We start from the raw sequence: 23,049 nt of genomic DNA on the forward strand, positions 1-23,049 counted from the left end.
TCGTAAGTGGTTTGGAGGACCTGAGCGTTACGCTCAGGCCTTCTTCATGACTTCGTCGGCGATGTTGTTCGGCGCCGGCTCGTAGTGGTCAAATTCCATCGTGAAGGTGGCGCGCCCCTGGGTCTGCGAACGCAGCGAGGTCGCGTAGCCAAACATTTCGCCCAGCGGGATCATCGCGTTGATGATGCTGGCCGAACCGTCACCAGTGGTATCAGAACCCTGCAGAACGCCGCGACGACGGCTCACGTCGCCCATCACGTCACCCTGGTAATCCTCCGGGGTCACGATCTCGACCTTCATGATCGGCTCCAGCAGGACCGGCTTGGCCTTGCGGAAGCCTTCCTTGAAGGCCATCGAGGAAGCGAGCTTGAACGCCATTTCCGAGGAGTCGACGTCGTGGTACGAGCCGAACACCAGCTTCACCTTGACGTCCACGACCGGGAAGCCAGCCAGCGGACCGCTGGTGATGGTTTCACGCAGGCCCTTTTCGATCGACGGAATGAATTCCTTCGGAATCACGCCACCGGTGATGTCGTTGATGAACAGGAAGTCGTCCTTGATGCCAGCGGCGATCTTCGGATCTGCACGATCGGCCTCGGTGATCGGCGACAGCTCGATCACGACGTGACCGTACTGACCCTTACCACCGGACTGCTTGGCGTGCTTGTAGTCCGACTTCACGTCCGACATGGTGATCGTTTCGCGGTAAGCCACCTGCGGCTTGCCGACGTTGGCTTCAACGTTGAACTCGCGCTTCATGCGGTCAACGATGATGTCCAGGTGCAGCTCGCCCATGCCCGAGATGATGGTCTGGCCGGACTCTTCGTCGGTCTTGACGCGGAACGACGGATCTTCCTGGGCCAGACGACCCAGTGCCAGACCCATCTTTTCCTGGTCGGACTTGGTCTTCGGCTCGACAGCCATCGAGATGACCGGCTCCGGGAACACCATGCGCTCGAGGATGATCGGCTGATCCATGGAGCACAGGGTGTCACCGGTGGTGGTGTCCTTCAGGCCCACGGCAGCGGCGATGTCGCCTGCCAGCACTTCCTTGATTTCTTCACGGTTGTTGGAGTGCATCTGCAGGATACGGCCGATGCGCTCCTTCTTGCCCTTCACCGAGTTCAACAGCTGATCGCCTGCGTTCAACGTGCCCGAGTAGACACGGAAGAAGGTCAGCGCGCCGACGAACGGATCGGTGATGATCTTGAAGGCCAGGGCCGAGAACGGAGCCTTGTCGTCCGACTTGCGGCTCATTTCCTTGGTCTCATCGTCAACGTCGGTACCGGTCACGTCCGGCACGTCGATCGGCGACGGCAGCAGCTGGATCACGCCGTCCAGCATGGCCTGCACGCCCTTGTTCTTGAACGCCGAGCCGCAGTACATCGGCACGATGTCAGTGGCCAGGGTGCGCACGCGCAGGGCTTCGATGATCTCGGCCTCGGACAGCTCATCGCCGCCCAGGTACTTGTCCATCAGCTCTTCGCTGGCTTCGGCAGCCGCTTCGATCATGAAGGTACGGGCTTCGGTCGCTTCAGCCAGCAGTTCGGCCGGCACATCGCTGTACTCGAACTTCATGCCCTGCGAGGCCTCATCCCAGTGGATGGCCTTCATCTTCAGCAGATCGACGACGCCCTTGAAGCCTTCCTCAGCGCCGATCGGCAGCTGCATCGGAACGGCCTTGGCACCCAGCTTCGCCTTCAGCTGGCCAACGACCTTGCTGAAGTTGGCACCGGTACGGTCCATCTTGTTGACGAACGCGATGCGCGGGACCTTGTAACGGTTGGCCTGGCGCCACACGGTTTCCGACTGCGGCTGCACGCCACCGACGGCGCACAGCACGAAGACGGCACCGTCGAGCACGCGCAGCGAGCGCTCCACTTCGATGGTGAAGTCGACGTGCCCGGGGGTGTCGATGATGTTGAAGCGGTGCTCCGGCAGGGACTTGTCCATGCCCTTCCAGAACGCGGTGGTCGCAGCGGACTGGATCGTGATGCCACGCTCCTGCTCCTGCTCCATCCAGTCCATGGTGGCGGCGCCGTCATGCACTTCACCGATCTTGTGGCTCTTGCCGGTGTAGAACAGGATGCGCTCGGACGTGGTGGTCTTGCCGGCATCGATGTGGGCCATGATGCCGAAATTGCGGTAACGCTCGATGGGAGTGGAACGGGCCACGGGGAGCCTCTCAGATTTCTTGGATTTCGGATGGCCGAACGCCGCCTTTCGGCGGCCTTCGGATTGGCGCAGCCCTTCTGGGGCCGCGAGGCAGCACCGAGATGGTGCTGCCCTGCCTGTTTTACAAGGCCGTCAAACTCACCAGCGGTAGTGGGCGAAGGCCTTGTTGGCTTCGGCCATGCGGTGGGTTTCTTCGCGCTTCTTGATGGCGCCGCCACGGTTTTCCGAGGCGTCGATCAGTTCAGCAGCCAGCTTCTTCGGCATGGTGTTCTCACCACGCTTGCGCGCGGAGTCGATCAGCCAACGCATGGCCAGAGCCATCTTGCGCGAGGCGCGCACTTCGACCGGCACCTGATAGGTGGCACCACCAACACGGCGGGACTTGACTTCGACCGACGGAGCCACGTTTTCCAGAGCCTTCTGAACCAGCTCGACGGAATTCGGGTTCTTCTCACCGATCACGTCCATGGCGCCATAGACGATCTTTTCAGCGACCGACTTCTTGCCGCTCAGCATCACCATGTTGATGAAACGGGCGATGGTTTCGCTTCCGTGCTTCGGATCCGGCAGGACTGCGCGCTGCGGCGTATTACCTTTACGAGACATGTGTGCTTTCCCTTAGCTCTTCGGACGCTTGGCGCCGTACTTGGAACGGCCCTGGCGACGCTTGGCAACGCCGGAGGCGTCGAGCGAACCACGAACGGTGTGGTAACGCACACCCGGCAGATCCTTGACGCGACCGCCACGGATCAGGACCACGGAGTGCTCCTGCAGGTTGTGACCTTCACCGCCGATGTAGGAAATCACTTCTTCCTGGTTGGTCAGGCGAACCTTGGCAACCTTGCGAAGCGCCGAGTTCGGCTTCTTCGGAGTAGTGGTGTAAACGCGCGTGCAGACGCCACGGCGCTGGGGGCACTTTTCGAGAGCCGGCGAGGCGCTCTTATAAGTGGTTGCCTGCCGCGGCTTGCGGACAAGCTGATTGATCGTCGCCATCAGTATGTTCTTCTGAGAGAGGCCGAAAAAACCGGCCATGAATGCGGATATGTGCGAGCAGGCGAAAAACCGGCCTGCTGAGACAGACGATTGTAGCAACCTGGCGAAAACGCGGTCAAATGCGCACACGCCAAGCCAGCCCTGATCCTGGGCCGTTACAGGGGAGCCTTCTCCATGCCCCCCGTTCAGGTTGTCGTCCGACCCATCGCTGGGCCGGGCGGCATCCTACCTCATCGAGGGCGAACAGACCAGCGGCCTGTGCCCTCGAATGCAGATCCGGCCGGAGCCGGTCCTGCGTGATGCGTTGTCCGGCACGGAGCCGGAGCATCCAGCAGGGAACGGCCAGTGGCCGCCCCCTGCCCGATCGAGGTCCGGCCGAGGCCGGACCCGCCGATCAATCCTCGGCCTGCTCGGCGTCGGTCGACTCCACCACCACTTCCGGCGCGGCCACGACCGGGGCTGCAGCTGCCGGGGTGCCGGCGAGGGTCTGCATTTCCGAGTCGGTCAGCCCGCTCGCGTTGCGGCGGCGGTTGGCGTGGTACGACAGACCGGTACCGGCCGGGATCAGACGGCCGACGATCACGTTCTCCTTCAGGCCGCGCAGGTTGTCCTTGGTACCGCGGACGGCAGCCTCGGTCAGCACGCGGGTGGTTTCCTGGAAGGAAGCCGCCGAGATGAACGACTCGGTTGCCAGCGACGCCTTGGTGATGCCCAGCAGGACCGGATCGAAACGAGCGATCAGCTCGTTGCGGGTGGTCAGGCGTGCATTTTCCTCGATGACGCGCTGACGCTCGACCTGTTCGCCGTTCAGGAACTTGCTGCTGCCCTGATCGGTGATCTCGACCTTGCGCAGCATCTGGCGGGTGATCACCTCGATGTGCTTGTCGTTGATCTTCACGCCCTGCAGGCGGTACACGTCCTGGATTTCCTTGACCAGGTAAGCCGCCAGCGGCTCGACACCCAGCAGACGCAGGATGTCCTGCGGGCTCGGCTCGCCGTCGACGATGGTTTCGCCCTTCGTCACGTGCTCACCTTCGAACACGATGACCTGACGGTACTTCGGAATCAGCTCTTCGTGTTCCGAACCATCGGTGTCCTTGATGATCAGGCGCTGCTTGCCCTTGGTGTCCTTGCCGAAGCTGATGATGCCCGAACGCTCGGCCAGCACCGCCGGATCCTTCGGCTTGCGCGCTTCGAACAGATCGGCCACGCGCGGCAGACCACCGGTGATGTCGCGGGTCTTGGACGCTTCCTGCGGAATCTTGGCAACCACGTCACCCACGCCGACGGCGGCGCCGTCCTGCAGGTTGACGATCGAGCGCGGCGGCAGCAGGTACTGCGCCGGCAGGTCGGTGCCCGGAATCGACAGGTCGTTGCCCTTGCCATCGACGATGCGGACGATCGGACGCAGATCCTTCGCCTGGGCGCCGCGGCGCTTCGGGTCGGTGATTTCGCGCGACGCCAGGCCGGTCAGCTCATCAGTCTTCTCGATGACGGTGATGCCGTCGACGAAGTCGATGAAGCGGATGAAACCAGCCACTTCCGAAACGATCGGGTGGTTATGCGGATCCCAGTTGGCCACGGTCTGGCCAGCCTTGACCGCATCACCGTCCTTGGAGGTGATGGTCGCACCGTACGGCAGCTTGTAACGCTCACGCTCACGGCCGTGCGCATCGAGCACGGACATTTCGCCCGAGCGCGACACTGCGACCAGCGAGCCGTTGGCATGGGCCACCGACTTGAGGTTGCTGAACTTGACCGAGCCGGTGGTCTTGACCGTGATGTTGTCGACCGCAGCAGCTCGCGATGCCGCACCACCGATGTGGAACGTACGCATCGTCAGCTGGGTACCGGGCTCACCGATGGACTGGGCGGCGATGACGCCGACCGCTTCACCGATATTGACCAGGTGGCCGCGGGCCAGATCGCGGCCGTAGCAGCGACTGCAGACGCCGAAGGCCGATTCGCAGGAGATCGTCGAGCGGACCTTGATGGTCTGCACGCTGGCCTCTTCAAGCTTGGCGACCCAGGCTTCGTCGAGCAGGGTGTTGCGGGTGACGATCGGATCTTCGTCGTTACCCGGCAGGAACACGTCCTCGGCAACCACGCGACCCAGCACGCGATCCTTCAACGGCTCGACCACGTCGCCGCCTTCAACGATCGGAGTCATGATCAGGCCTTCGGTGGTACCGCAATCCACCTCGGTGATCACCACGTCCTGTGCGACGTCGACCAGACGACGGGTCAGGTAACCCGAGTTCGCGGTCTTCAGCGCGGTATCGGCCAGACCCTTACGGGCACCGTGGGTGGAGTTGAAGTACTCCTGCACGTTCAGGCCTTCGCGGAAGTTCGCCTTGATGGGCGTCTCGATGATCGAGCCATCGGGACGGGCCATCAGGCCACGCATGCCGGCCAGCTGACGGATCTGCGCCTGGCTACCACGCGCACCGGAGTCGGCCATGATGTACAGGGAGTTCATCGACTTCTGGTCGATGGTCTCGCCCTTGGCATTGACGACCTTCTCGGTACCGATGGTGTCCATCATCGCCTTGGCGATGCGCTCATTGGTGCGCGACCAGATGTCGACCACCTTGTTGTAGCGCTCGCCGGCGGTGACCAGACCCGACTGGTACTGCTCCTGGATTTCCAGCACTTCGGCTTCAGCCTCGGTGAGGATGCCCTTCTTCTCGTCCGGAATCAGCATGTCGTCGATGCCGATCGAGACGCCGGCACGGGTCGCATAGGCGAAGCCGGTGTACATCAGCTTGTCGGCGAACACGACCGTGTCCTTCAGACCCAGCTGACGGTAGCTGGAGTTGATCAGGCGGCTGATGTTCTTCTTGGTCAGCTCGGTGTTGGCCAGCGCGAACGGCAGGCCTTCCGGCAGGATTTCAGCCAGCAGGGCGCGACCGATGGTGGTATCCACGATCGAGGTCTTGCTCTGCTTGTTGCCTTCCTCGTCGGTCACCACCTCGGTGATGCGGACCTTGACGCGTGCGTGCAGTTCCACCACGCGGTTGTCGTAGGCGCGCTTGACTTCGGCGATGTTGGCGAAGGCCATGCCCTCGCCCTTCTTGTTTTCCAGCGAGCGGGTCATGTAGTACAGACCCAGCACGACGTCCTGCGACGGCACGATGATCGGCTCGCCGTTGGCCGGCGACAGGATGTTGTTGGTGGACATCATCAGCGCACGCGCTTCCAGCTGGGCTTCCAGCGAGAGCGGCACGTGGACGGCCATCTGGTCACCGTCGAAGTCGGCGTTGAACGCGGTGCAGACCAGCGGGTGCAGCTGGATGGCCTTGCCTTCGATCAGGACCGGCTCGAAGGCCTGGATGCCCAGACGGTGCAGGGTCGGCGCACGGTTCAGCATCACCGGATGCTCGCGGATGACCTCTTCCAGGATGTCCCAGACTTCGGCTTCTTCGCGCTCGACCAGCTTCTTGGCGGCCTTGATGGTGGTGGCCAGGCCACGACGCTGCAGCTTGGCGAACACGAACGGCTTGAACAGTTCCAGCGCCATCTTCTTCGGCAGGCCGCACTGGTGCAGGCGCAGGTACGGACCGACCACGATGACCGAACGGCCCGAGTAGTCCACGCGCTTGCCCAGCAGGTTCTGACGGAAGCGACCCTGCTTGCCCTTGATCATGTCGGCCAGCGACTTCAGCGGGCGCTTGTTGGTGCCGGTGATGGCACGGCCACGACGGCCGTTGTCCAGCAGCGCATCGACCGATTCCTGCAGCATGCGCTTTTCATTGCGCACGATGATGTCCGGCGCGCTCAGCTCGAGCAGGCGACGCAGGCGGTTGTTGCGGTTGATGACGCGGCGGTACAGATCGTTCAGATCGGAGGTCGCGAAGCGGCCACCATCCAGCGGGACCAGCGGACGCAGGTCCGGCGGCAGCACCGGCAGCACGGTCATGACCATCCACTCCGGACGGTTGCCCGATTCCAGGAAGGCTTCGATCAGCTTGATGCGCTTGGTGAGGCGCTTCAGCTTGGTTTCCGAACCGGTGCTGGCGATTTCTTCGCGCAGGCGGGTCATTTCCGACTGCAGGTCGATGGTGCGCAGCAGCTCGTACACAGCCTCGGCGCCCATGGCGGCGTCGAAGTCGTCACCGTGCTCCTGGCGGGCCTGCAGGTACTGTTCTTCGGTCAGCAGCTGGCGGCGCTCCAGGGCGGTCAGGCCCGGCTCGGTCACCACGTAGGCTTCGAAGTACAGCACGCGCTCGATATCGCGCAGGGTCATGTCCAGCATCAGGCCGATGCGCGACGGCAGCGACTTCAGGAACCAGATGTGCGCGACCGGCGAAGCCAGGTCGATGTGGCCCATGCGCTCGCGGCGCACCTTGGCCAGGGTCACTTCGGTGCCGCACTTCTCGCAGACCACGCCGCGGTGCTTCATGCGCTTGTACTTGCCGCACAGGCACTCGTAGTCCTTGACCGGTCCGAAGATGGCGGCGCAGAACAGGCCGTCGCGTTCCGGCTTGAAGGTACGGTAGTTGATGGTTTCCGGCTTCTTCACTTCGCCGAAGGACCACGAACGGATCAGGTCCGGCGAAGCCAGCGCGATCTTGATCGCGTCGAAGTCCAGCGTCTGGCGCTGCTGGTTGAAGAGGTTGAGCAGGTCTTTCATGGTGTTCTCCAGAAGGAGGAATGCTGTGTCGATGGGCTTTCAGTTGACTGCCAGCGGCGCGGCGGCGTTGGCCGCCGCGCCGGCATGGATCAGTTGTCTTCCAGTTCCATGTTGATGGCCAGCGAGCGGATTTCCTTCACAAGCACGTTGAAGGATTCCGGCATGCCCGCGACCATCTCGTGCTCACCGTCGACGATGTTCTTGTACATCTGGTTGCGGCCCTGCACGTCATCGGACTTCACCGTCAGCATTTCCTGCAGGGTGTAGGCCGCGCCGTAGGCTTCCAGCGCCCAGACTTCCATTTCACCGAAGCGCTGGCCGCCGAACTGCGCCTTGCCGCCCAGCGGCTGCTGGGTAACGAGCGAGTACGGACCGGTCGAACGGGCGTGCATCTTGTCGTCGACCAGGTGGTTCAGCTTCAGGTAGTGCATGTAGCCGACGGTGGTGTGGCGATCGAAGGCTTCACCGGTGCGGCCGTCATACAGCTGGGTCTGGCCACTGCTCGGCAGGTCGGCCAGTTCCAGCATGCGCTTGATTTCCGCTTCGGTGGCGCCGTCGAACACCGGGGTAGCCATCGGCACGCCGTCGGTGAGGTTACGGGCCAGACGCAGCAGTTCCTCGTCGCTGAACTGCGACAGGTCGACACGGTTGGCCACGTTGGTGTCGTCGTGGTTGTAGATGTCGTCCAGGAACTTGCGCAGGTCGGCGACCGCAGCCTGGGCTTCCATCATCGCCTGGATCTTGCGACCCAGACCCTTGGCGGCCCAGCCCAGGTGCACTTCCAGGATCTGCCCGATGTTCATACGCGACGGCACGCCCAGCGGGTTCAGCACGATGTCCACGGTTTCGCCCGAGGCCATGTACGGCATGTCCTCGACCGGCACCACGTTGGACACCACACCCTTGTTGCCGTGGCGGCCTGCCATCTTGTCGCCCGGCTGGATGCGGCGCTTCACGGCCAGGAACACCTTCACCATCTTCAGCACGCCCGGGGCGAGGTCATCGCCGGCGGTGATCTTGCCGCGCTTGTCAGCGAAGCGACGCTCGAACTCCTTCTCGTGCGCCTGGATCTGCTTCTGTGCGCGCTCGATGGCTTCGGCAGCGTCCTCGTCCTTCATGCGCAGCACGAACCAGTCAGCCTTCTTCAGGCCATCCAGGTAGGCGTCGGAGATGACGTCGCCCTTCTTCAGGCCGGCGCCGCCGTTGACCACCTTGCCCACGATCTGCGAACGCAGGCGCATGTAGATGGCCGCTTCCAGGATGCGGAACTGGTCGTCGAAGTCCTTCTTGACGCGCTTGATTTCAGACTCTTCGATCTGACGGGCGCGCTTGTCCTTCTCGATGCCGTCGCGGGTGAAGACCTGCACGTCGATGACGGTGCCGTCCATGCCCGGCGGCACGCGCAGCGAGCTGTCCTTCACGTCCGAAGCCTTCTCGCCGAAGATCGCGCGCAGCAGCTTCTCTTCCGGGGTCAGCTGGCTTTCGCCCTTCGGGGTGACCTTGCCGACCATGATGTCGCCGGCGCGGACTTCGGCACCGATGTACACCACGCCGCTCTCGTCCAGGCGGTTCAGCGCCTGCTCGGAAACGTTCGGGATGTCGGCCGAGATTTCTTCCGGCCCCAGCTTGGTGTCACGCGCAACGCAGGTCAGCTCTTCGATGTGGATCGTGGTGTAGCGATCCTCTTCCACCACGCGCTCGGAGAGCAGGATGGAGTCTTCGAAGTTGTAGCCGTTCCACGGCATGAAGGCGATCAGCATGTTCTGGCCCAGGGCCAGTTCACCGATGTCGGTGGACGGACCATCGGCCAGCACGTCGCCACGCGCCACCACGTTGCCCACTTCCACCAGCGGACGCTGGTTGATGCAGGTGTTCTGGTTGGAGCGGGTGTACTTGATCAGGTTGTAGATGTCGACGCCGGCATCGGACGCATCGGTGATCTCGGCTTCGTTGACCTTGACCACGATGCGGGCGGCGTCGATCTGCACGATCTCGCCACCACGACGTGCATTCACGGTCACGCCCGAGTCACGCGCCACGGCGCGCTCGATGCCGGTACCGACCAGCGGCTTCTGAGCACGCAGGGTCGGCACTGCCTGACGCTGCATGTTCGCGCCCATCAGTGCGCGGTTGGCGTCATCGTGCTCCAGGAACGGAACCAGCGCGGCCGCGATCGACACGGTCTGCATCGGCGAGACGTCCATGAAGTGGACTTCCGCCGGCGGCTTCAGCAGCGATTCGCCCTGGAAACGGCAGGGAACGAACTGCTCGGTCAGCATGCTGTCGGCATTGGTCAGGGCGTTGGCCTGCGCAATGACGTACTCGTTTTCTTCGATGGCCGACAGGAACTCGACTTCATCGTAGACCTTGCCGTCCACGACCTTGCGGTACGGGGTCTCGAGGAAACCGTACTGGTTGGTGCGGGCGTACACGGCCAGCGAGTTGATCAGGCCGATGTTCGGGCCTTCCGGGGTTTCGATGGTGCAGACGCGGCCGTAATGGGTCGGGTGCACGTCGCGCACTTCGAAGCCGGCGCGCTCACGGGTCAGGCCGCCCGGGCCCAGGGCCGAGACGCGACGCTTATGGGTCACTTCCGACAGCGGGTTGTTCTGATCCATGAACTGCGACAGCTGCGAGGAGCCGAAGAATTCCTTGATCGCCGCAGCCACCGGCTTGGCGTTGATCAGCTCCTGCGGGGTCAGGCCTTCCGACTCTGCCATCGACAGGCGCTCCTTGACCGCGCGCTCGACGCGGACCAGGCCCACGCGGAACACGTTCTCGGCCATTTCACCGACCGAACGCACGCGACGGTTGCCCAGGTGATCGATGTCATCGACCACGCCACGACCGTTGCGGATCTCGGTCAGGACCTTGATCACGTCCAGGATGTCCGAGCTGTCGCCATGGGCGGCAACCAGGCGCTTGGACTCTTCGTCGTTGCGCTCGCCGTAGTACTTGCGGTCGTACAGCACGGCTTCGCCGGTGGTTTCCTTGCGGCCCACGCGACGGTTGAACTTCATGCGGCCGACCGCGGACAGGTCGTAGCGCTCGAAGGTGAAGAACAGGTTGTGGAACAGATTCTGCGCGGCATCCTTGGTCGGCGGCTCGCCCGGACGCATCATGCGATAGATCTCGACCAGGGCTTCCAGCTGGGTCTTGGTCGGATCGATGCGCAGGGTGTTGGACAGGTACGGGCCACGATCCAGGTCGTTCACCCACAGGGTGCCCACTGCATCGACGCCGGCCTTACGGAAGTTCTGCAGCTGCTCGTCGCTGATTTCGTCGTTGGCCTGGGCCAGCAGTTCGCCGGTCGAGGCATCGACCACGTCGTGCGACAGGATGCGGCCGACGATGTAGTCGTCCGGCACGGCCAGGGCAGCGATGCCCGAGGCTTCCAGCTGCTTGATGTGGCGCGCGGTGATGCGCTTGCCGGCTTCCACGATGACCTTGTCGCCGTCGGCGAGGTCGAAGCCCAGGGTTTCGCCACGCAGGCGCTCCGGCACCAGCTCCAGCTGGACGCCTTCATCCGGGTTGATGTGGAAGGTGTTGATCTCGAAGAACTCGGCCAGCATCTCTTCGTTGCTGTAGCCAAGCGCACGCAGCAGGATCGACACCGGCAGCTTGCGGCGACGATCGATACGGGTGAACAGTGCGTCCTTCGGGTCGAACTCGAAGTCCAGCCAGGAGCCGCGGTAAGGAATGATGCGGGCGCTGTACAGCAGCTTGCCCGAGCTGTGGGTCTTGCCACGGTCGTGGTCGAAGAACACACCCGGCGAGCGGTGCAGCTGCGAGACGATGACGCGCTCGGTGCCGTTGACGATGAAGGTGCCGTTGTCGGTCATCAGCGGGATTTCGCCGAGGTAGACCTCCTGCTCCTTCACGTACTTGATGGCCTTGGTCGACGACTCGCGGTCGTAGATCACCAGGCGCACGGTGACGCGCAGCGGCGCACCGTAGCTCATGCCACGCTGACGGCACTCACGCTCGTCGAAGACCGGATCGCCCAGCTTGTAGCCGACGTATTCCAGGGCAGCATTGCCGCTGTAGCTGGCGATCGGGAAGACCGACTTCAGTGCAGCGTGCAGGCCGTGGTCCGTGCGCTTGGCCGGATCGACGTTTTCCTGCAGGAATTCACGGTAGGAATCCACCTGGATGGCGAGCAGGAACGGCACTTCGAGAATCGAACGCTGCTTGCCGAAATCCTTGCGGATACGCTTTTTTTCGGTGAACGAATAGGACGTCATGAGGTCTTCCACCTTGTTGTGCGGGTCGTGCGCCCACGACCCGAAGGGAACTTGAAATTGTCAGTTGGAAGTCGCTGGTATTGCCGGCACCAGCACGCCTTCTCCCGCTACTTCCAACTGCCAACTCGTCTGCATCCACTCCCCCGCCGCCGCGCGTTGCGCTGGCCGACCAGGGTTTGACCGCAGCCCGTGTTGGGCTTTCTCACCGTATTTCCGTAGAACCGCGCCATGATTGACGGGCCCTACAACAACGACCAAAGGCCGGGGGCTTACGCCCCCAGCCTTGGCTGCATCGCCGGATTTCGATGGCGACGCAAAGGAAGTGCTTACTTGACTTCGACAGTCGCGCCAGCAGCTTCCAGGTCCTTCTTCATCTTCTCGGCTTCGTCCTTCGAAGCGTTGTCCTTCAGGACGCCGCCGGCTTCGGCCAGGTCCTTCGCTTCCTTCAGGCCCAGGCCGGTGATGGCGCGGACGGCCTTGATGACTTCGACCTTCTTGTCGCCAGCGGTCTTCAGGGTGACGACGAATTCGGTCTGCTCTTCAACGACGGCAGCCGGGCCAGCCGCAGCAACGGCGACCGGAGCAGCGGCGGAGACGCCGAACTTCTCTTCGATGGCCTTGACCAGCTCCATCACTTCCATCAGGGACTTCTCGGCGATGGCGTCGACGATCTGTTCGTTGGTAAGGGACATGATAATTACCTTTGGATGTTTTTCTGGATTGAGGTTCCGTCAGGAACCACGATTGGTCGAAACTCAGGCGGTCTCGGCGGCCGGTTCAGCAGCGTCGGCGGCGACGTCGCCACCATTCTGCTTGTCGCCGATTGCCTTGATGGCGCGGGCGAACATCGTGACCGGCTCGGTCAGGACGCGTGCCAGCATTGCCAGGGCCTGGTCGCGGGTCGGCAGCGAAGCCAACACGTCGACATGGCTTGCCGGGAACACTTCACCACCGATTGCGACGACCTTGGCCTTCAGCTTGTCGTTGCCCTTGGCGGCTTCCTTGATCAGGCGACCGGCAGCGCCGGGTTCCTCAAGCGAGAACGCGTACAGCAGCGGACCGACCATCTGGTCCTGTGCGACTGCGAACTCGGTGCCTTCAACAGCACGCGACGCCAGGGTGTTCTTGACAACTTTCAAGAAAACGCCGGTTTCACGAGCCTGCTTACGCATCGCGGTCATCTGAGCGACCGTGGTGCCAGCGTATTCGGCTGCGATCAAGGAGTGGGCCTTGGCGGCGATGTCTGCCAGCTCCGCGACTACTTCTTGCTTCTGGGACAGATTGAGAGCCATTGCACTCCTCCGATTGAACTCCGCTTACGGCTCCTGCCGTGTGCGGTCCTGTGCGGCATCCGTCCTGGACGCCGGGAACATCGGAATGATGTTCCGGGGGGGTGGGCCGTTCTAGACCTGGAGTGGGCCAACCTGGGTAACCCCAGACGTGCGTGAACCAGAAAAACTCCAGAAGGGCACCATCTACGCAGGGTGATTCCGGGGAATCGATTAAGCGTTCGTGACTGCTCCGGCGGCGACTCCCTGCCAAATCGAGCTTCCGTGCCCGTCGCCGGCATGCCACGACCGCACCTGCGGTCTTTGACGGCTACCACCGGCGATGGGTTGCCGGCGATGCCTTCAAATGTCACGGTCGCGGGGCCCGAAGAACCCGCGACCGCTTGAAACGATTACTTCAGGCTCAGCGACGACTGGTCGACGGTGACGCCCGGGCCCATCGTCGAGCTGACCGAAACCTTCTGCAGGTAGGTGCCCTTCGAGGTGGCCGGCTTGGCCTTGATCAGGTCCTGCAGCAGCGCGGTCAGGTTCGACTTCAGCGCGTCTTCGGCGAAGTCGGCCTTGCCGATGGTGCAGTGGATGATGCCGGCCTTGTCGGTGCGGTAACGCACCTGACCCGACTTGGCATTCTTCACAGCCTCACCCGGGTTCGGGGAGACGGTGCCGACCTTCGGGTTCGGCATCAGGCCGCGCGGGCCCAGCACGGTACCCAGCTTGCCGACGACGCGCATTGCGTCCGGGGTCGCGATCACGACGTCGTAGTTCAGATCGCCGGCCTGCATCTTCTCGGCCAGATCGTCCATACCGACGGCTTCTGCACCAGCGGCCAGGGCTTCATCAGCCTTGGCACCGGCCGGAGCGAAGACAGCGACGCGGACCGACTTGCCGGTACCGGCCGGCAGCACGGTGGAGCCACGGACCTGCTGGTCGGACTTCTTCGCGTCGACGCCCAGGCGCACAGCAACGTCGATCGACTCGACGAACTTGGCCTTGGTGGCGGTCTTCAGGATGTTGATTGCGTCCTCGAAGGCGTACGACTTGCCCGGGACAACGGCGGCCTTGATGGCCTTCTCACGCTTGTTCTGTGCCATCTGATTAACCCTCCACCACGAGGCCCATGGAACGGGCAGAGCCAGCGATGGTACGCACGGCGGCGTCCAGGTCGGCGGCAGTCAGATCCGGTTCCTTCGCCTTGGCGATCTCTTCCAGCTGCTTACGGGTGACCTTGCCGACCTTCTCGGTGTTCGGGCGCTTGGAGCCCGACGAGATGCCAGCGGCCTTCTTCAGCAGGGTGGTGGCCGGGGTGCTCTTGGTGATGAAGGTGAACGTACGGTCCGAATAGGCCGTGATGATCACCGGAACCGGCAGACCCGGCTCGAGCTTCTGCGTGGCGGCATTGAAGGCCTTGCAGAATTCCATGATGTTCAGGCCGCGCTGACCCAGCGCAGGACCGACCGGCGGCGAGGGGTTGGCCTGACCGGCCTTCACCTGCAGCTTGATATAACCGACAACTTTCTTTGCCATGTGAGTACTCTCCGGGTGCTAGCGCCTTGCGACAACAGGCTCCCCATCGGACCGGGAATCACGCGTCCCGGCATCGCGTTTTGAAATCATGCCGAAGGCCACCTTTCGGTGGCCTCGTCCCGCCAGCTTCCCAACGGGAGCCGCGCAGCATATCAGGTTTTTTCTTCACATGCCTGAAGCGGCATGTGAATACAGATCAGACGGCCTTTTCGACCTGGCCGAACTCGAGCTCGACCGGAGTGGCGCGGCCGAAGATCAGCACCGAGACGCGCAGACGGCTCTTCTCGTAGTTGACCTCTTCGACGACACCATTGAAGTCGTTGAACGGACCTTCGGTGACGCGGACCATCTGGCCCGGCTCGAACAGCACCTTCGGGCGCGGCTTCTCGACGCCTTCCTGGACACGATTCAGGATCGCTTCCGCCTCGGAGTCTGCGATCGGCAGCGGGCGATCGGCGGTTCCGCCGATGAAGCCCATGACGCGCGGAGTTTCCTTGACCAGATGCCAGCTTTCGTTGTCGATGCGCGGGATGCCCGCTTCTTCGTGGGTCTCGATCTGGACCAGCACGTAACCCGGGAAGAACTTGCGCTCGGAACGGCGCTTCTGGCCGGCGCGCATTTCGATCACTTCCTCGGTCGGAACCAGGACGTCGCCGAAGCGCTCTTCCATGCCGTCACGGGCGATGCGATCTCGCAGAGCCTGCGCCACCGACTTCTCGAAGCCCGAATAGGCGTGAACGACGTACCAACGCTTCATGCATTTCTCCTTAGCGGCTCAGGAACCACTGAGTCAGTTTCTGGATGAAGAAGTCGAACCCACCCAGCAGCAGGCTGAGGATCAGGACGACGACAATCACCACCCAGGTCATGCGAACGGCTTCCTGACGGGTCGGCCAAACCACTTTACGTAGTTCGAAGCGCGACTCGGAAAGGAATTCGCGGGTGTCGCGCCCCTTGCCGGTCAGCATGAACACGCCGATACCGCCGACCAGACCGACCACGACCGCCAACGCACGCAACTGACCCGCCCACGCACCCAGCTGGGCAGCGCGACCGGAATCGGCGGAGAACCAGAACCAGACGAACAGACCTGCCAGCACCAGCAGCGATGCGAGGACGTACTTGACGATATCCCCGCCTTGCGCGGAGGTGTCCTTGGAATGTTCGATCTTGCTATTCATCAGGCTGTGTCTGCTTTAGCGGCAAGGCCGCTGGGTAAGGTGGGCAGATGGCACGCCAGGAGGGACTCGAACCCCCAACCTGCGGTTTTGGAGACCGCTGCTCTGCCAATTGAGCTACTGGCGTACGTAGAAAACTTGCCTTCCCTTAGACGGCGAAGGCGGACCGAGGTTCCCGGCCCGCCACTCGCCAGACCGGCAGCGCTATGCGACCGCCGGCATGCAGGCTTACTCGAGGATGGTGGCAACCACGCCAGCACCGACGGTACGACCACCTTCGCGGATTGCGAAGCGCAGGCCGGCGTCCATGGCGACCGGGTTGATCAGGGTGACAACCATCTTGATGTTGTCGCCCGGCATCACCATCTCGACGCCTTCCGGCAGCTCGACCGCACCGGTGATGTCGGTGGTACGGAAGTAGAACTGCGGACGGTAGCCCTTGAAGAACGGGGTGTGACGGCCGCCCTCGTCCTTCGACAGCACGTAGACTTCGGCGTCGAACTTGGTGTGCGGCTTGATCGAACCCGGCTTGGCCAGAACCTGGCCACGCTCGACGTCGTCACGCTTGGTGCCGCGCAGCAGCAGACCGGCGTTGTCGCCTGCCTGGCCCTGGTCCAGCAGCTTGCGGAACATTTCCACGCCGGTCACGGTGGTCTTCTGCACCGGACGGATGCCGACGATTTCGATTTCTTCGCCGACCTTGATCACGCCGCGCTCGATACGACCGGTCACCACGGTGCCGCGGCCCGAGATCGAGAACACGTCTTCGACCGGCATCAGGAATGCCTTGTCGACGTCACGCTCCGGGGTCGGGATCCAGGTGTCCAGCGCCTCGACCAGCTTGATGACGGCCGGCACGCCGATCTCGCTCTGGTCGCCTTCCAGCGCCAGACGGGCCGAACCCGAGATGATCGGGGTGTCGTCGCCCGGGAAGTCGTACTTGCTCAGCAGCTCGCGGACTTCCATTTCGACCAGTTCCAGCAGCTCGGCATCGTCAACCATGTCGGCCTTGTTCAGGAACACGACGATGTACGGCACGCCGACCTGACGCGACAGCAGGATGTGCTCGCGGGTCTGCGGCATCGGGCCGTCAGCGGCCGAGCACACCAGGATCGCGCCGTCCATCTGGGCAGCACCGGTGATCATGTTCTTGACGTAGTCAGCATGGCCCGGGCAATCGACGTGGGCGTAGTGACGAACGGTGGATTCGTATTCGACGTGCGCGGTCGAGATCGTGATGCCACGTGCCTTTTCTTCCGGCGCGGCGTCGATCGCGGAGTAATCCTTGAACTCGCCACCGAAGCGCTCGGCACCGATCTTGGTCAGTGCGGCGGTCAGCGTGGTCTTGCCGTGGTCGACGTGACCGATGGTGCCGACGTTGACGTGCGGCTTGGTGCGCTCGAACTTACCCTTGGCCATGGCTGCTTATCTCGAATTCGTCTGGTGTGGTGCTGAAGATGGTGCTCACAAAAGGAATCGAACCTTCGACCTCTTCCTTACCAAGGAAGTGCTCTACCGACTGAGCTATGTGAGCGAGTTTTGCATTATGGCATGAACTCGATAATATTCAAAGTTCACTCAATGGAGCGGGAGACGGGGATCGAACCCGCACCATCAGCTTGGAAGGCTGAGGTTCTACCATTGAACTACTCCCGCACCGGGAATGTGCCACAACGTGAAGCTGGTGGAGGGAGGTGGATTCGAACCACCGAAGGCGTAAGCCAGCAGATTTACAGTCTGCCCCCGTTGGCCGCTTGGGTATCCCTCCTTTTACCACCCCGTCCCGTGCCGCCGAAGCGTTGCGGTGTGTGGTGGTGAGCCCGCAATTCTGGAGATGAAGCGGGGGTCTGTCAACGCTTTTTTTCACTTTTTTTCACACGCGTCGCAAACCCCTTGATACGCAAGGGTCTGCTCACGGCAGTGCGATTGTCTCGTCGGCAAAGATGGCCACGTGGGCAACACCATCGGCCCCGATCCAGCCCCGATACATGCCCTGGGTGTTGAACGGCGCTGCTGCTTTTCCATCTGCGGAGAGCACGATCGCCCCGCCGTCGCCGCCCATCTGCGGAATCGCGTCGTTGATCACGCCCTTGCCCGCCTGCTCCGGCGATTGACCGAGGTAACGCATGCGCGCGCAGATCTCATGCGCTGCCGCGGTGCGGATGTAGTACTCGCCCCAGCCGGTACCCGATACCGCACAACGCGCATCGGCCCAGGTGCCGGCACCGATGATCGGCGAATCACCGACACGGCCATAGCGCTTGTTGGTCATGCCGCCGGTGGAAGTGCCTGCGGCCAGGTGCCCCTGTGCATCCAGGGCGACCGCACCGACCGTACCGAAGTGCTTTGCGGTTTCCAGGTCGGCATGCGCCTGCCCGCTCGCTTCTTCCTTCAATGCACGCTGCAGCTGCTGCCAGCGCTTGTCGGTGCGGAAGTAGGAGGGATCGACCAGGGTTACGCCCTGTTCGGTGGCAAATGCTTCGGCGCCCTGCCCCACCATCATCACATGCTTGGATTTCCGCATCACCGTCTGCGCGAGGAGGATCGGGTTGCGCACGCGCTGCACGCCGGCCACTGCACCGGCTGCCTGGGTGGCACCGTCCATCACCGCAGCGTCCAGTTCATTGCGCCCTTCGTGGGTGAACACTGCGCCCTTTCCCGCGTTGAAGGTCGGATCATCCTCGAGCACGGTGATGGCCGCGGTGACCGCCGCCAGTGCAGGACGCCCGGCGGCAAGTTCGGCATGGCCCTTGAGCAACGCCGCCTTCAGCGCAGCGCGCGCGGCCTGTTCTTCCGCCGCAGAGAGATCCTTGCGCTCCACCCCGGCGCCGCCGTGGATGACCAGCAGCGGTGATGCAGCGGGTGCGGCCTGGGCCAGCAGTGGCAGGGACAACAGCGCGGACAGCGCCAGGCGCAGTTTCATCGGGATCTCCAGAACACGGGATTGATAGAGGCAGGCAGTGCCGGGCCATGCCCGGAACCACCCGATCATTGACGAATCAGTTCGATCTGGCCGTCATCGACGTCGGCCATCGCCTGGTAGGCTGCGTCGGCCTGCAGATCGTCCAGGCGCATGCGACTGCCACTGGCAACCACGGTGACCGGCACCGCGTGGAAGCGCAGGGGTTCACCTTCCACCAGCCGATCAGCGTCGCGTCCGGGGCTGACCACCCAGACTTTGCCTTCGCCGTCGGCGCTGTAGACCTGGGCCTGGCCGTCAGGCTCCACGCAGAGGGCGGTGTCTTCATCGACGCCGATGCCGACCATGTCCGGGTCACCACTGTCATGTGCGGCGCGGGCCACGAACACGATCAGGCGGCCGAGACGGTCGCGCTTGTCGAAGTGGGTGTCGGTGACCACCCGCTGCAGGTAGGGCAACTGCAGGAAGCCACGATCCATGGTCACCGCCTCGCCCATCGGGTTGGCCAGGGCGCTGGCCGAGTCGATGCTGCCGCCGTCCAGTGCGCCATAGGCGTAGCCGCCGAGGATGGCCAGCCCGGCGCTGGTGCCGGCAATCGGCTTGCCGGCGCGCACGTGGGCATTCAGTGCACGATTGAGCGCGGTGCCCTTCCAGAAGCGGATGTAGCGGGACTGGTCGCCACCGGCGATGAAGATCGCGTCGGCCGCAGCCACGACGCGCAGCACGGCCGGGTCATCAGCGCCGCGACGGTTGTCGAACACCAGAGTCTGCACGGCGGTGGTGCCGCCGATGTCGTGGTACAGACGCTCCTGAAGCTCATCGGTCCCGGAGGCGCGCAGGATCAGCACGCGGCCATTGCCCGCCTGGCGCAGCCACCACTGGAAGGCTTCAGGCACCCATTCGCCGCCGCCCATCAGCATCATCGCGGGGGATCGCGGACCAGGCCGAGGCGCATCCAGATCGCCTACTTCGTAGTAGGCGAAGCCGGGCTCCATCAGCTCCTGTGCAACCGCCGGCGATGACCCGCAGAACGCCAACAGCAGCAGGGCGATGAGCGGGCCATGCAGCCCGTGGCAAAGGCGTCGCATCTTGATCTCCCTGAACAAAAACGACTTGCAACCGTTTTCACTCTTTGCCAGACATATCCCCAGTAGTCAAGGACATAAAAAAGGCGTTAAATGCGCGCGCCCATTCCTGAAATGTGAATGGGGGACAGGGCCCCTCCTCTGCGGGCCGGCATTACTTCCGAGAATTTCTCATGCGTAGACAGGCGATGGCGTGGTCGATCCAGCTGGCGTTGATGGGCGTTGCTGCTTCGGCCGCGGCTCAGACTCCCGCTTCCTCTTCGGTACAACAGCTGGACGCGGTGCAGGTGACCGGCTCACGCATCCCGCGCGCCCAGGTGGAGGGGCCGGCGCCGATCACTGTCATCAACGCAGAGCAGATCCGCTCCAGCGGCTTCACCAGCGTGCCGGACGTGCTGCGCGCGATGACCCAGAACGGCGGCGAGACGCAGAGCCAGCAGTCGTCCAGCGGCGCCGATTTCTCGCCGGGCGCACAGCAGGTCGATCTGCGCGGGCTCGGCCCGAACCACACCCTGGTGCTGGTCAACGGCCGCCGCATCGCCGACTTCCCGATGCCGTTCCAGGGCCGCAGCAACTTCACCGATGTGTCCAACATCCCGCTGGGCATGATCGAGCGCATTGAAGTGCTGACCGGTAGCGCCTCGGCCATCTACGGCTCGGACGCGATCGCCGGCGTGGTCAACTTCATCCTGAAGAAGCAGGCCGATGGCACCACCATCGACATGCGGATGGGCACCACCACCGAAGGTGGCGGCGATTCCTTCGACATGAGCCTGGCCAGTGGCTTCAGCCGCGGCAACTTCAACGCGGTGTACAGCGTGGAACTGCAGTCGCAGACCCCGCTGTGGGCGTACGAGCGCGAGCAGCAGGACTCCACCCAGGACGGCCCCACCGAAGGTTCGCGCATTGCCCGCCGTGCCTACCTGCGCACCGACTACAACGATGACTACCTGGACCCGGGCGCTGCGACCTGCGAGGCGCTGGCCGGGCAGAACCAGGGCAGCACCTACCGCGCGTTCCGCCCCCGCTACGGCTACTACTGCGGCAGCGATGCGTCGATCGGCTACGGCACCATCCTCAGCAAGCGCCGCGGCGCCAATGGCTATGCCTCGCTCAGCTACGACTTCGACAACGGCCAGCAGTGGTTCGCCGATGTGCAGCTGGGCTACCACAGCCTGGCGCTGATGCGCGATGTCACCTCCTGGGGCCGCATGGCGCCCGATGGTGACGAGTCGGGCTACTTCAACAATGCAGCCACCGGTGAGATCGAGTTCTGGCAGCGCCAGTTCTCGCCGGAGGAAATGGGCGGCCTGCGCAACGCCATGGTGCGCAGCACGCAGAAGACCTTCAGCGTGACCACCGGTTTCAAGGGCAACCTGACCGGCAACTGGGATTACGAAGCCGCCCTGAGCCATTCGCAGTACCAGTCGCGGATCAGCTGGCCGCAGATCGTGGCGGCTAAGGCCAACGACCTGTTCCTGGGCCCTCAGCTGGGCGAGGACGATGATGGCTTCCCGATCTACAACGCCGATCCGGACCGTCTGTACCGGCCGCTGACCCGTGCCGAGTACGATTCGATCGCCGCACGCACCACCTATACGCCGAAGTCGCGCACCGAAACGGCCGCCTTCACCCTGACCAACGGCGCACTGTTCGGCCTGCCCGGCGGCGACGCCGGCTTTGCCGCCACCGTGGAAGTGGGCCAGCAGGCGTACGCGCTGAATCCCGATCCGCTGGCCACGCAGTACTACTACTACAGCTGGAAGGATTCCAACGGCGAAGGCTCGCGCAACCGCTGGGCGACCGCCGCCGAACTGCGCATGCCGCTGCTGGACAGCGTGAACCTGAGCGTGGCCGGCCGTTACGACCAGTACCGCTATTCGGGCAACACGATCGGCAAGGCCACCTGGAGTGGCGGCCTGGAATGGCGCCCGATCGACACCCTGCTGGTACGTGGCTCCTACGGCACCGCGTTCCGCGCACCGGACCTGCACTACGTATACGCCGGCCCCGGCAATGACGAGACTGCCGGCAACGACTACTACGGCTGCCTGACCGACGGCGCCGATGACTGCAGCGATTACGAAGAGAACCTGGTGCGCAGCCGCGAAGGCAACCGTCGCCTCGACCCGGAAACCAGCACCTCGTGGAGCGCCGGCTTCGTCTGGTCGCCCGGCGGCGGCTTCGATGTCAGCGCGGACTGGTTCGACATCGACATGCGCAACCAGGTGCAGGACATGAACGTGGACGCGATCCTGCGCGACGAGGCGGCCTGCCGCTTGGGCGAGCTGGACGCCGCCTCGGCCACCTGCGTGGACGCGCTGGCCCGTGTGACCCGTACCGACGACGGCCGCCTGTATGGCGTGCACGTGAACCCGGTGAACATCGCCCGCGAGCGCACCCAGGGCGTGGACGTAGGCCTGCGCTGGCGGGTGCAGACCGGCATCGGCGAGTTCTCCTTCAGCGGCAACCACACCTGGGTGAAGAAGCACGACTTCCAGCAGTTCCCGGGCGATCCGGTGGAAGACCAGTTCGCAGTGAACAGCGGCTTCGATATTCCCCGTACCAAGACCAGCGTCAGCGTGACCTGGGAGAAGGATGCCTGGTCGGCCACCGTGTACGGCTCGCGCCTGGGCAAGCTGCCGACCTCGGACAGCTACGACCAGGTGTTCGACGAGGAAAGCGGCGACAGCCCGTGGATCAAGGCGACCTACCGCTACAACGCTTCGCTGCAGTACCGCTTCGACGATCACTCGCGGTTGTCGCTGTCGGTGGTCAATGTGTTCAACAAGATGCCGCCGAAGGACAAGACCTACACGTCGTACCCGTACTACGACGTGTCCTGGTTCGACAGCGTCGGCCGCACCATCAACCTGCAGTACACGCACAAGTTCGGCGGCAGCGCGCTGTAAGGGTGCACCTGCTGGCGGCACGCCACGGACCCCCGCTTCGGCGGGGGTCTTTTTTTGAGCGTCAGCTCCGGCCCCAGCCTGAACGGTTCCCAGCCA

Annotated in this window: 15 protein-coding genes and 4 tRNA genes; 1 reads left to right on the forward strand and 18 read right to left on the reverse strand. The window is 63.4% G+C overall.

The features are described 5' to 3' along the window. Positions 1–33: 33 nt before the first annotated feature. The 18 genes from fusA to HUT07_RS15675 form a co-directional block, all read right to left on the reverse strand. Positions 34–2,175 carry an elongation factor G gene (gene fusA, locus HUT07_RS15590; protein ID WP_176021669.1) on the reverse strand — a complete coding sequence of 714 codons (2,142 nt, stop codon included), beginning with the start codon at positions 2,173–2,175 and terminating at the stop codon, positions 34–36. 138 nt (positions 2,176–2,313) lie between these two features. Beyond that, on the reverse strand, positions 2,314–2,781 hold the full coding sequence (rpsG, locus tag HUT07_RS15595; protein WP_025879343.1) for a 30S ribosomal protein S7: 468 nt from the start codon (positions 2,779–2,781) through the stop codon (positions 2,314–2,316). A 12-nt stretch (positions 2,782–2,793) separates the two neighbouring features. Next, positions 2,794–3,168, reverse strand: coding sequence for a 30S ribosomal protein S12 (rpsL, locus tag HUT07_RS15600; RefSeq protein WP_025879344.1), 375 nt, complete (start codon positions 3,166–3,168; stop codon positions 2,794–2,796). A gap of 394 nt (positions 3,169–3,562) precedes the next feature. Continuing rightward, positions 3,563–7,801, reverse strand: a complete 4,239-nt coding sequence (gene rpoC / locus HUT07_RS15605; protein ID WP_176021670.1) for a DNA-directed RNA polymerase subunit beta' — start codon at positions 7,799–7,801, stop codon at positions 3,563–3,565. Between the two features lie 89 nt (positions 7,802–7,890). Then, positions 7,891–12,045 (reverse strand): DNA-directed RNA polymerase subunit beta, encoded by a 4,155-nt coding sequence (gene rpoB, locus HUT07_RS15610; protein ID WP_176021671.1) that lies wholly within the window; start codon positions 12,043–12,045, stop codon positions 7,891–7,893. A 326-nt stretch (positions 12,046–12,371) separates the two neighbouring features. After that, positions 12,372–12,737: a 50S ribosomal protein L7/L12 gene (gene rplL, locus HUT07_RS15615; RefSeq protein WP_176021672.1), complete on the reverse strand. Its 366-nt coding sequence runs from the start codon at positions 12,735–12,737 to the stop codon at positions 12,372–12,374. A 63-nt stretch (positions 12,738–12,800) separates the two neighbouring features. After that, on the reverse strand, positions 12,801–13,337 hold the full coding sequence (gene rplJ, locus HUT07_RS15620) for a 50S ribosomal protein L10 (RefSeq protein WP_004145252.1): 537 nt from the start codon (positions 13,335–13,337) through the stop codon (positions 12,801–12,803). Positions 13,338–13,726: 389 nt separating this feature from the next. Further along, positions 13,727–14,425 carry a 50S ribosomal protein L1 gene (gene rplA / locus HUT07_RS15625; RefSeq protein ID WP_176021673.1) on the reverse strand — a complete coding sequence of 233 codons (699 nt, stop codon included), beginning with the start codon at positions 14,423–14,425 and terminating at the stop codon, positions 13,727–13,729. A 4-nt stretch (positions 14,426–14,429) separates the two neighbouring features. Further along, positions 14,430–14,858, reverse strand: coding sequence for a 50S ribosomal protein L11 (rplK, locus tag HUT07_RS15630; RefSeq protein ID WP_004145248.1), 429 nt, complete (start codon positions 14,856–14,858; stop codon positions 14,430–14,432). 196 nt (positions 14,859–15,054) lie between these two features. Next, on the reverse strand, positions 15,055–15,615 hold the full coding sequence (gene nusG / locus HUT07_RS15635; RefSeq protein ID WP_176021674.1) for a transcription termination/antitermination protein NusG: 561 nt from the start codon (positions 15,613–15,615) through the stop codon (positions 15,055–15,057). A 10-nt stretch (positions 15,616–15,625) separates the two neighbouring features. Beyond that, a complete protein-coding gene (secE, locus tag HUT07_RS15640; protein ID WP_176021675.1) occupies positions 15,626–16,039 on the reverse strand; it encodes a preprotein translocase subunit SecE in 414 nt (137 codons plus the stop codon). Between the two features lie 48 nt (positions 16,040–16,087). After that, positions 16,088–16,163 (reverse strand) — tRNA-Trp (locus tag HUT07_RS15645). Positions 16,164–16,264: 101 nt separating this feature from the next. Further along, positions 16,265–17,455, reverse strand: a complete 1,191-nt coding sequence (gene tuf / locus HUT07_RS15650; RefSeq protein ID WP_100463176.1) for an elongation factor Tu — start codon at positions 17,453–17,455, stop codon at positions 16,265–16,267. A 39-nt stretch (positions 17,456–17,494) separates the two neighbouring features. Further along, positions 17,495–17,570 (reverse strand) — tRNA-Thr (locus HUT07_RS15655). A gap of 48 nt (positions 17,571–17,618) precedes the next feature. Beyond that, positions 17,619–17,692: transfer RNA gene (locus HUT07_RS15660), tRNA-Gly, on the reverse strand. Between the two features lie 26 nt (positions 17,693–17,718). Continuing rightward, positions 17,719–17,804, reverse strand: a tRNA-Tyr gene (locus tag HUT07_RS15665). Between the two features lie 144 nt (positions 17,805–17,948). Beyond that, positions 17,949–18,959 carry an isoaspartyl peptidase/L-asparaginase gene (locus HUT07_RS15670; RefSeq protein ID WP_176021676.1) on the reverse strand — a complete coding sequence of 337 codons (1,011 nt, stop codon included), beginning with the start codon at positions 18,957–18,959 and terminating at the stop codon, positions 17,949–17,951. Between the two features lie 65 nt (positions 18,960–19,024). Further along, entirely contained in the window at positions 19,025–20,044 is a 1,020-nt protein-coding gene (locus HUT07_RS15675; RefSeq protein WP_176021677.1) for a cyanophycinase, read from the reverse strand. A 170-nt stretch (positions 20,045–20,214) separates the two neighbouring features. On the opposite strand from HUT07_RS15675, the gene HUT07_RS15680 reads away from it, so the two are divergent. Next, positions 20,215–22,953: a TonB-dependent receptor gene (locus HUT07_RS15680; RefSeq protein WP_176021678.1), complete on the forward strand. Its 2,739-nt coding sequence runs from the start codon at positions 20,215–20,217 to the stop codon at positions 22,951–22,953. Positions 22,954–23,049 lie beyond the last annotated feature (96 nt).

It is taken from the genome of Stenotrophomonas sp. NA06056 (assembly GCF_013364355.1).
Taxonomy (GTDB): domain Bacteria; phylum Pseudomonadota; class Gammaproteobacteria; order Xanthomonadales; family Xanthomonadaceae; genus Stenotrophomonas.

What these genes read in the sequence shown, in the direction of transcription:
- rpsG (WP_025879343.1), bottom strand. Translation starts at nt 2,781, where the DNA reads ATGTCTCGTAAAGGTAATACGCCGCAGCGCGCAGTCCTGCCGGATCCG.
- rpsL (WP_025879344.1), bottom strand. Translation starts at nt 3,168, where the DNA reads ATGGCGACGATCAATCAGCTTGTCCGCAAGCCGCGGCAGGCAACCACT.
- rpoC (WP_176021670.1), bottom strand. Translation starts at nt 7,801, where the DNA reads ATGAAAGACCTGCTCAACCTCTTCAACCAGCAGCGCCAGACGCTGGAC.
- rpoB (WP_176021671.1), bottom strand. Translation starts at nt 12,045, where the DNA reads ATGACGTCCTATTCGTTCACCGAAAAAAAGCGTATCCGCAAGGATTTC.
- rplL (WP_176021672.1), bottom strand. Translation starts at nt 12,737, where the DNA reads ATGTCCCTTACCAACGAACAGATCGTCGACGCCATCGCCGAGAAGTCC.
- rplJ (WP_004145252.1), bottom strand. Translation starts at nt 13,337, where the DNA reads ATGGCTCTCAATCTGTCCCAGAAGCAAGAAGTAGTCGCGGAGCTGGCA.
- rplA (WP_176021673.1), bottom strand. Translation starts at nt 14,425, where the DNA reads ATGGCACAGAACAAGCGTGAGAAGGCCATCAAGGCCGCCGTTGTCCCG.
- rplK (WP_004145248.1), bottom strand. Translation starts at nt 14,858, where the DNA reads ATGGCAAAGAAAGTTGTCGGTTATATCAAGCTGCAGGTGAAGGCCGGT.
- nusG (WP_176021674.1), bottom strand. Translation starts at nt 15,615, where the DNA reads ATGAAGCGTTGGTACGTCGTTCACGCCTATTCGGGCTTCGAGAAGTCG.
- secE (WP_176021675.1), bottom strand. Translation starts at nt 16,039, where the DNA reads ATGAATAGCAAGATCGAACATTCCAAGGACACCTCCGCGCAAGGCGGG.
- tuf (WP_100463176.1), bottom strand. Translation starts at nt 17,455, where the DNA reads ATGGCCAAGGGTAAGTTCGAGCGCACCAAGCCGCACGTCAACGTCGGC.
- HUT07_RS15670 (WP_176021676.1), bottom strand. Translation starts at nt 18,959, where the DNA reads ATGAAACTGCGCCTGGCGCTGTCCGCGCTGTTGTCCCTGCCACTGCTG.
- HUT07_RS15675 (WP_176021677.1), bottom strand. Translation starts at nt 20,044, where the DNA reads ATGCGACGCCTTTGCCACGGGCTGCATGGCCCGCTCATCGCCCTGCTG.
- HUT07_RS15680 (WP_176021678.1), top strand. Translation starts at nt 20,215, where the DNA reads ATGCGTAGACAGGCGATGGCGTGGTCGATCCAGCTGGCGTTGATGGGC.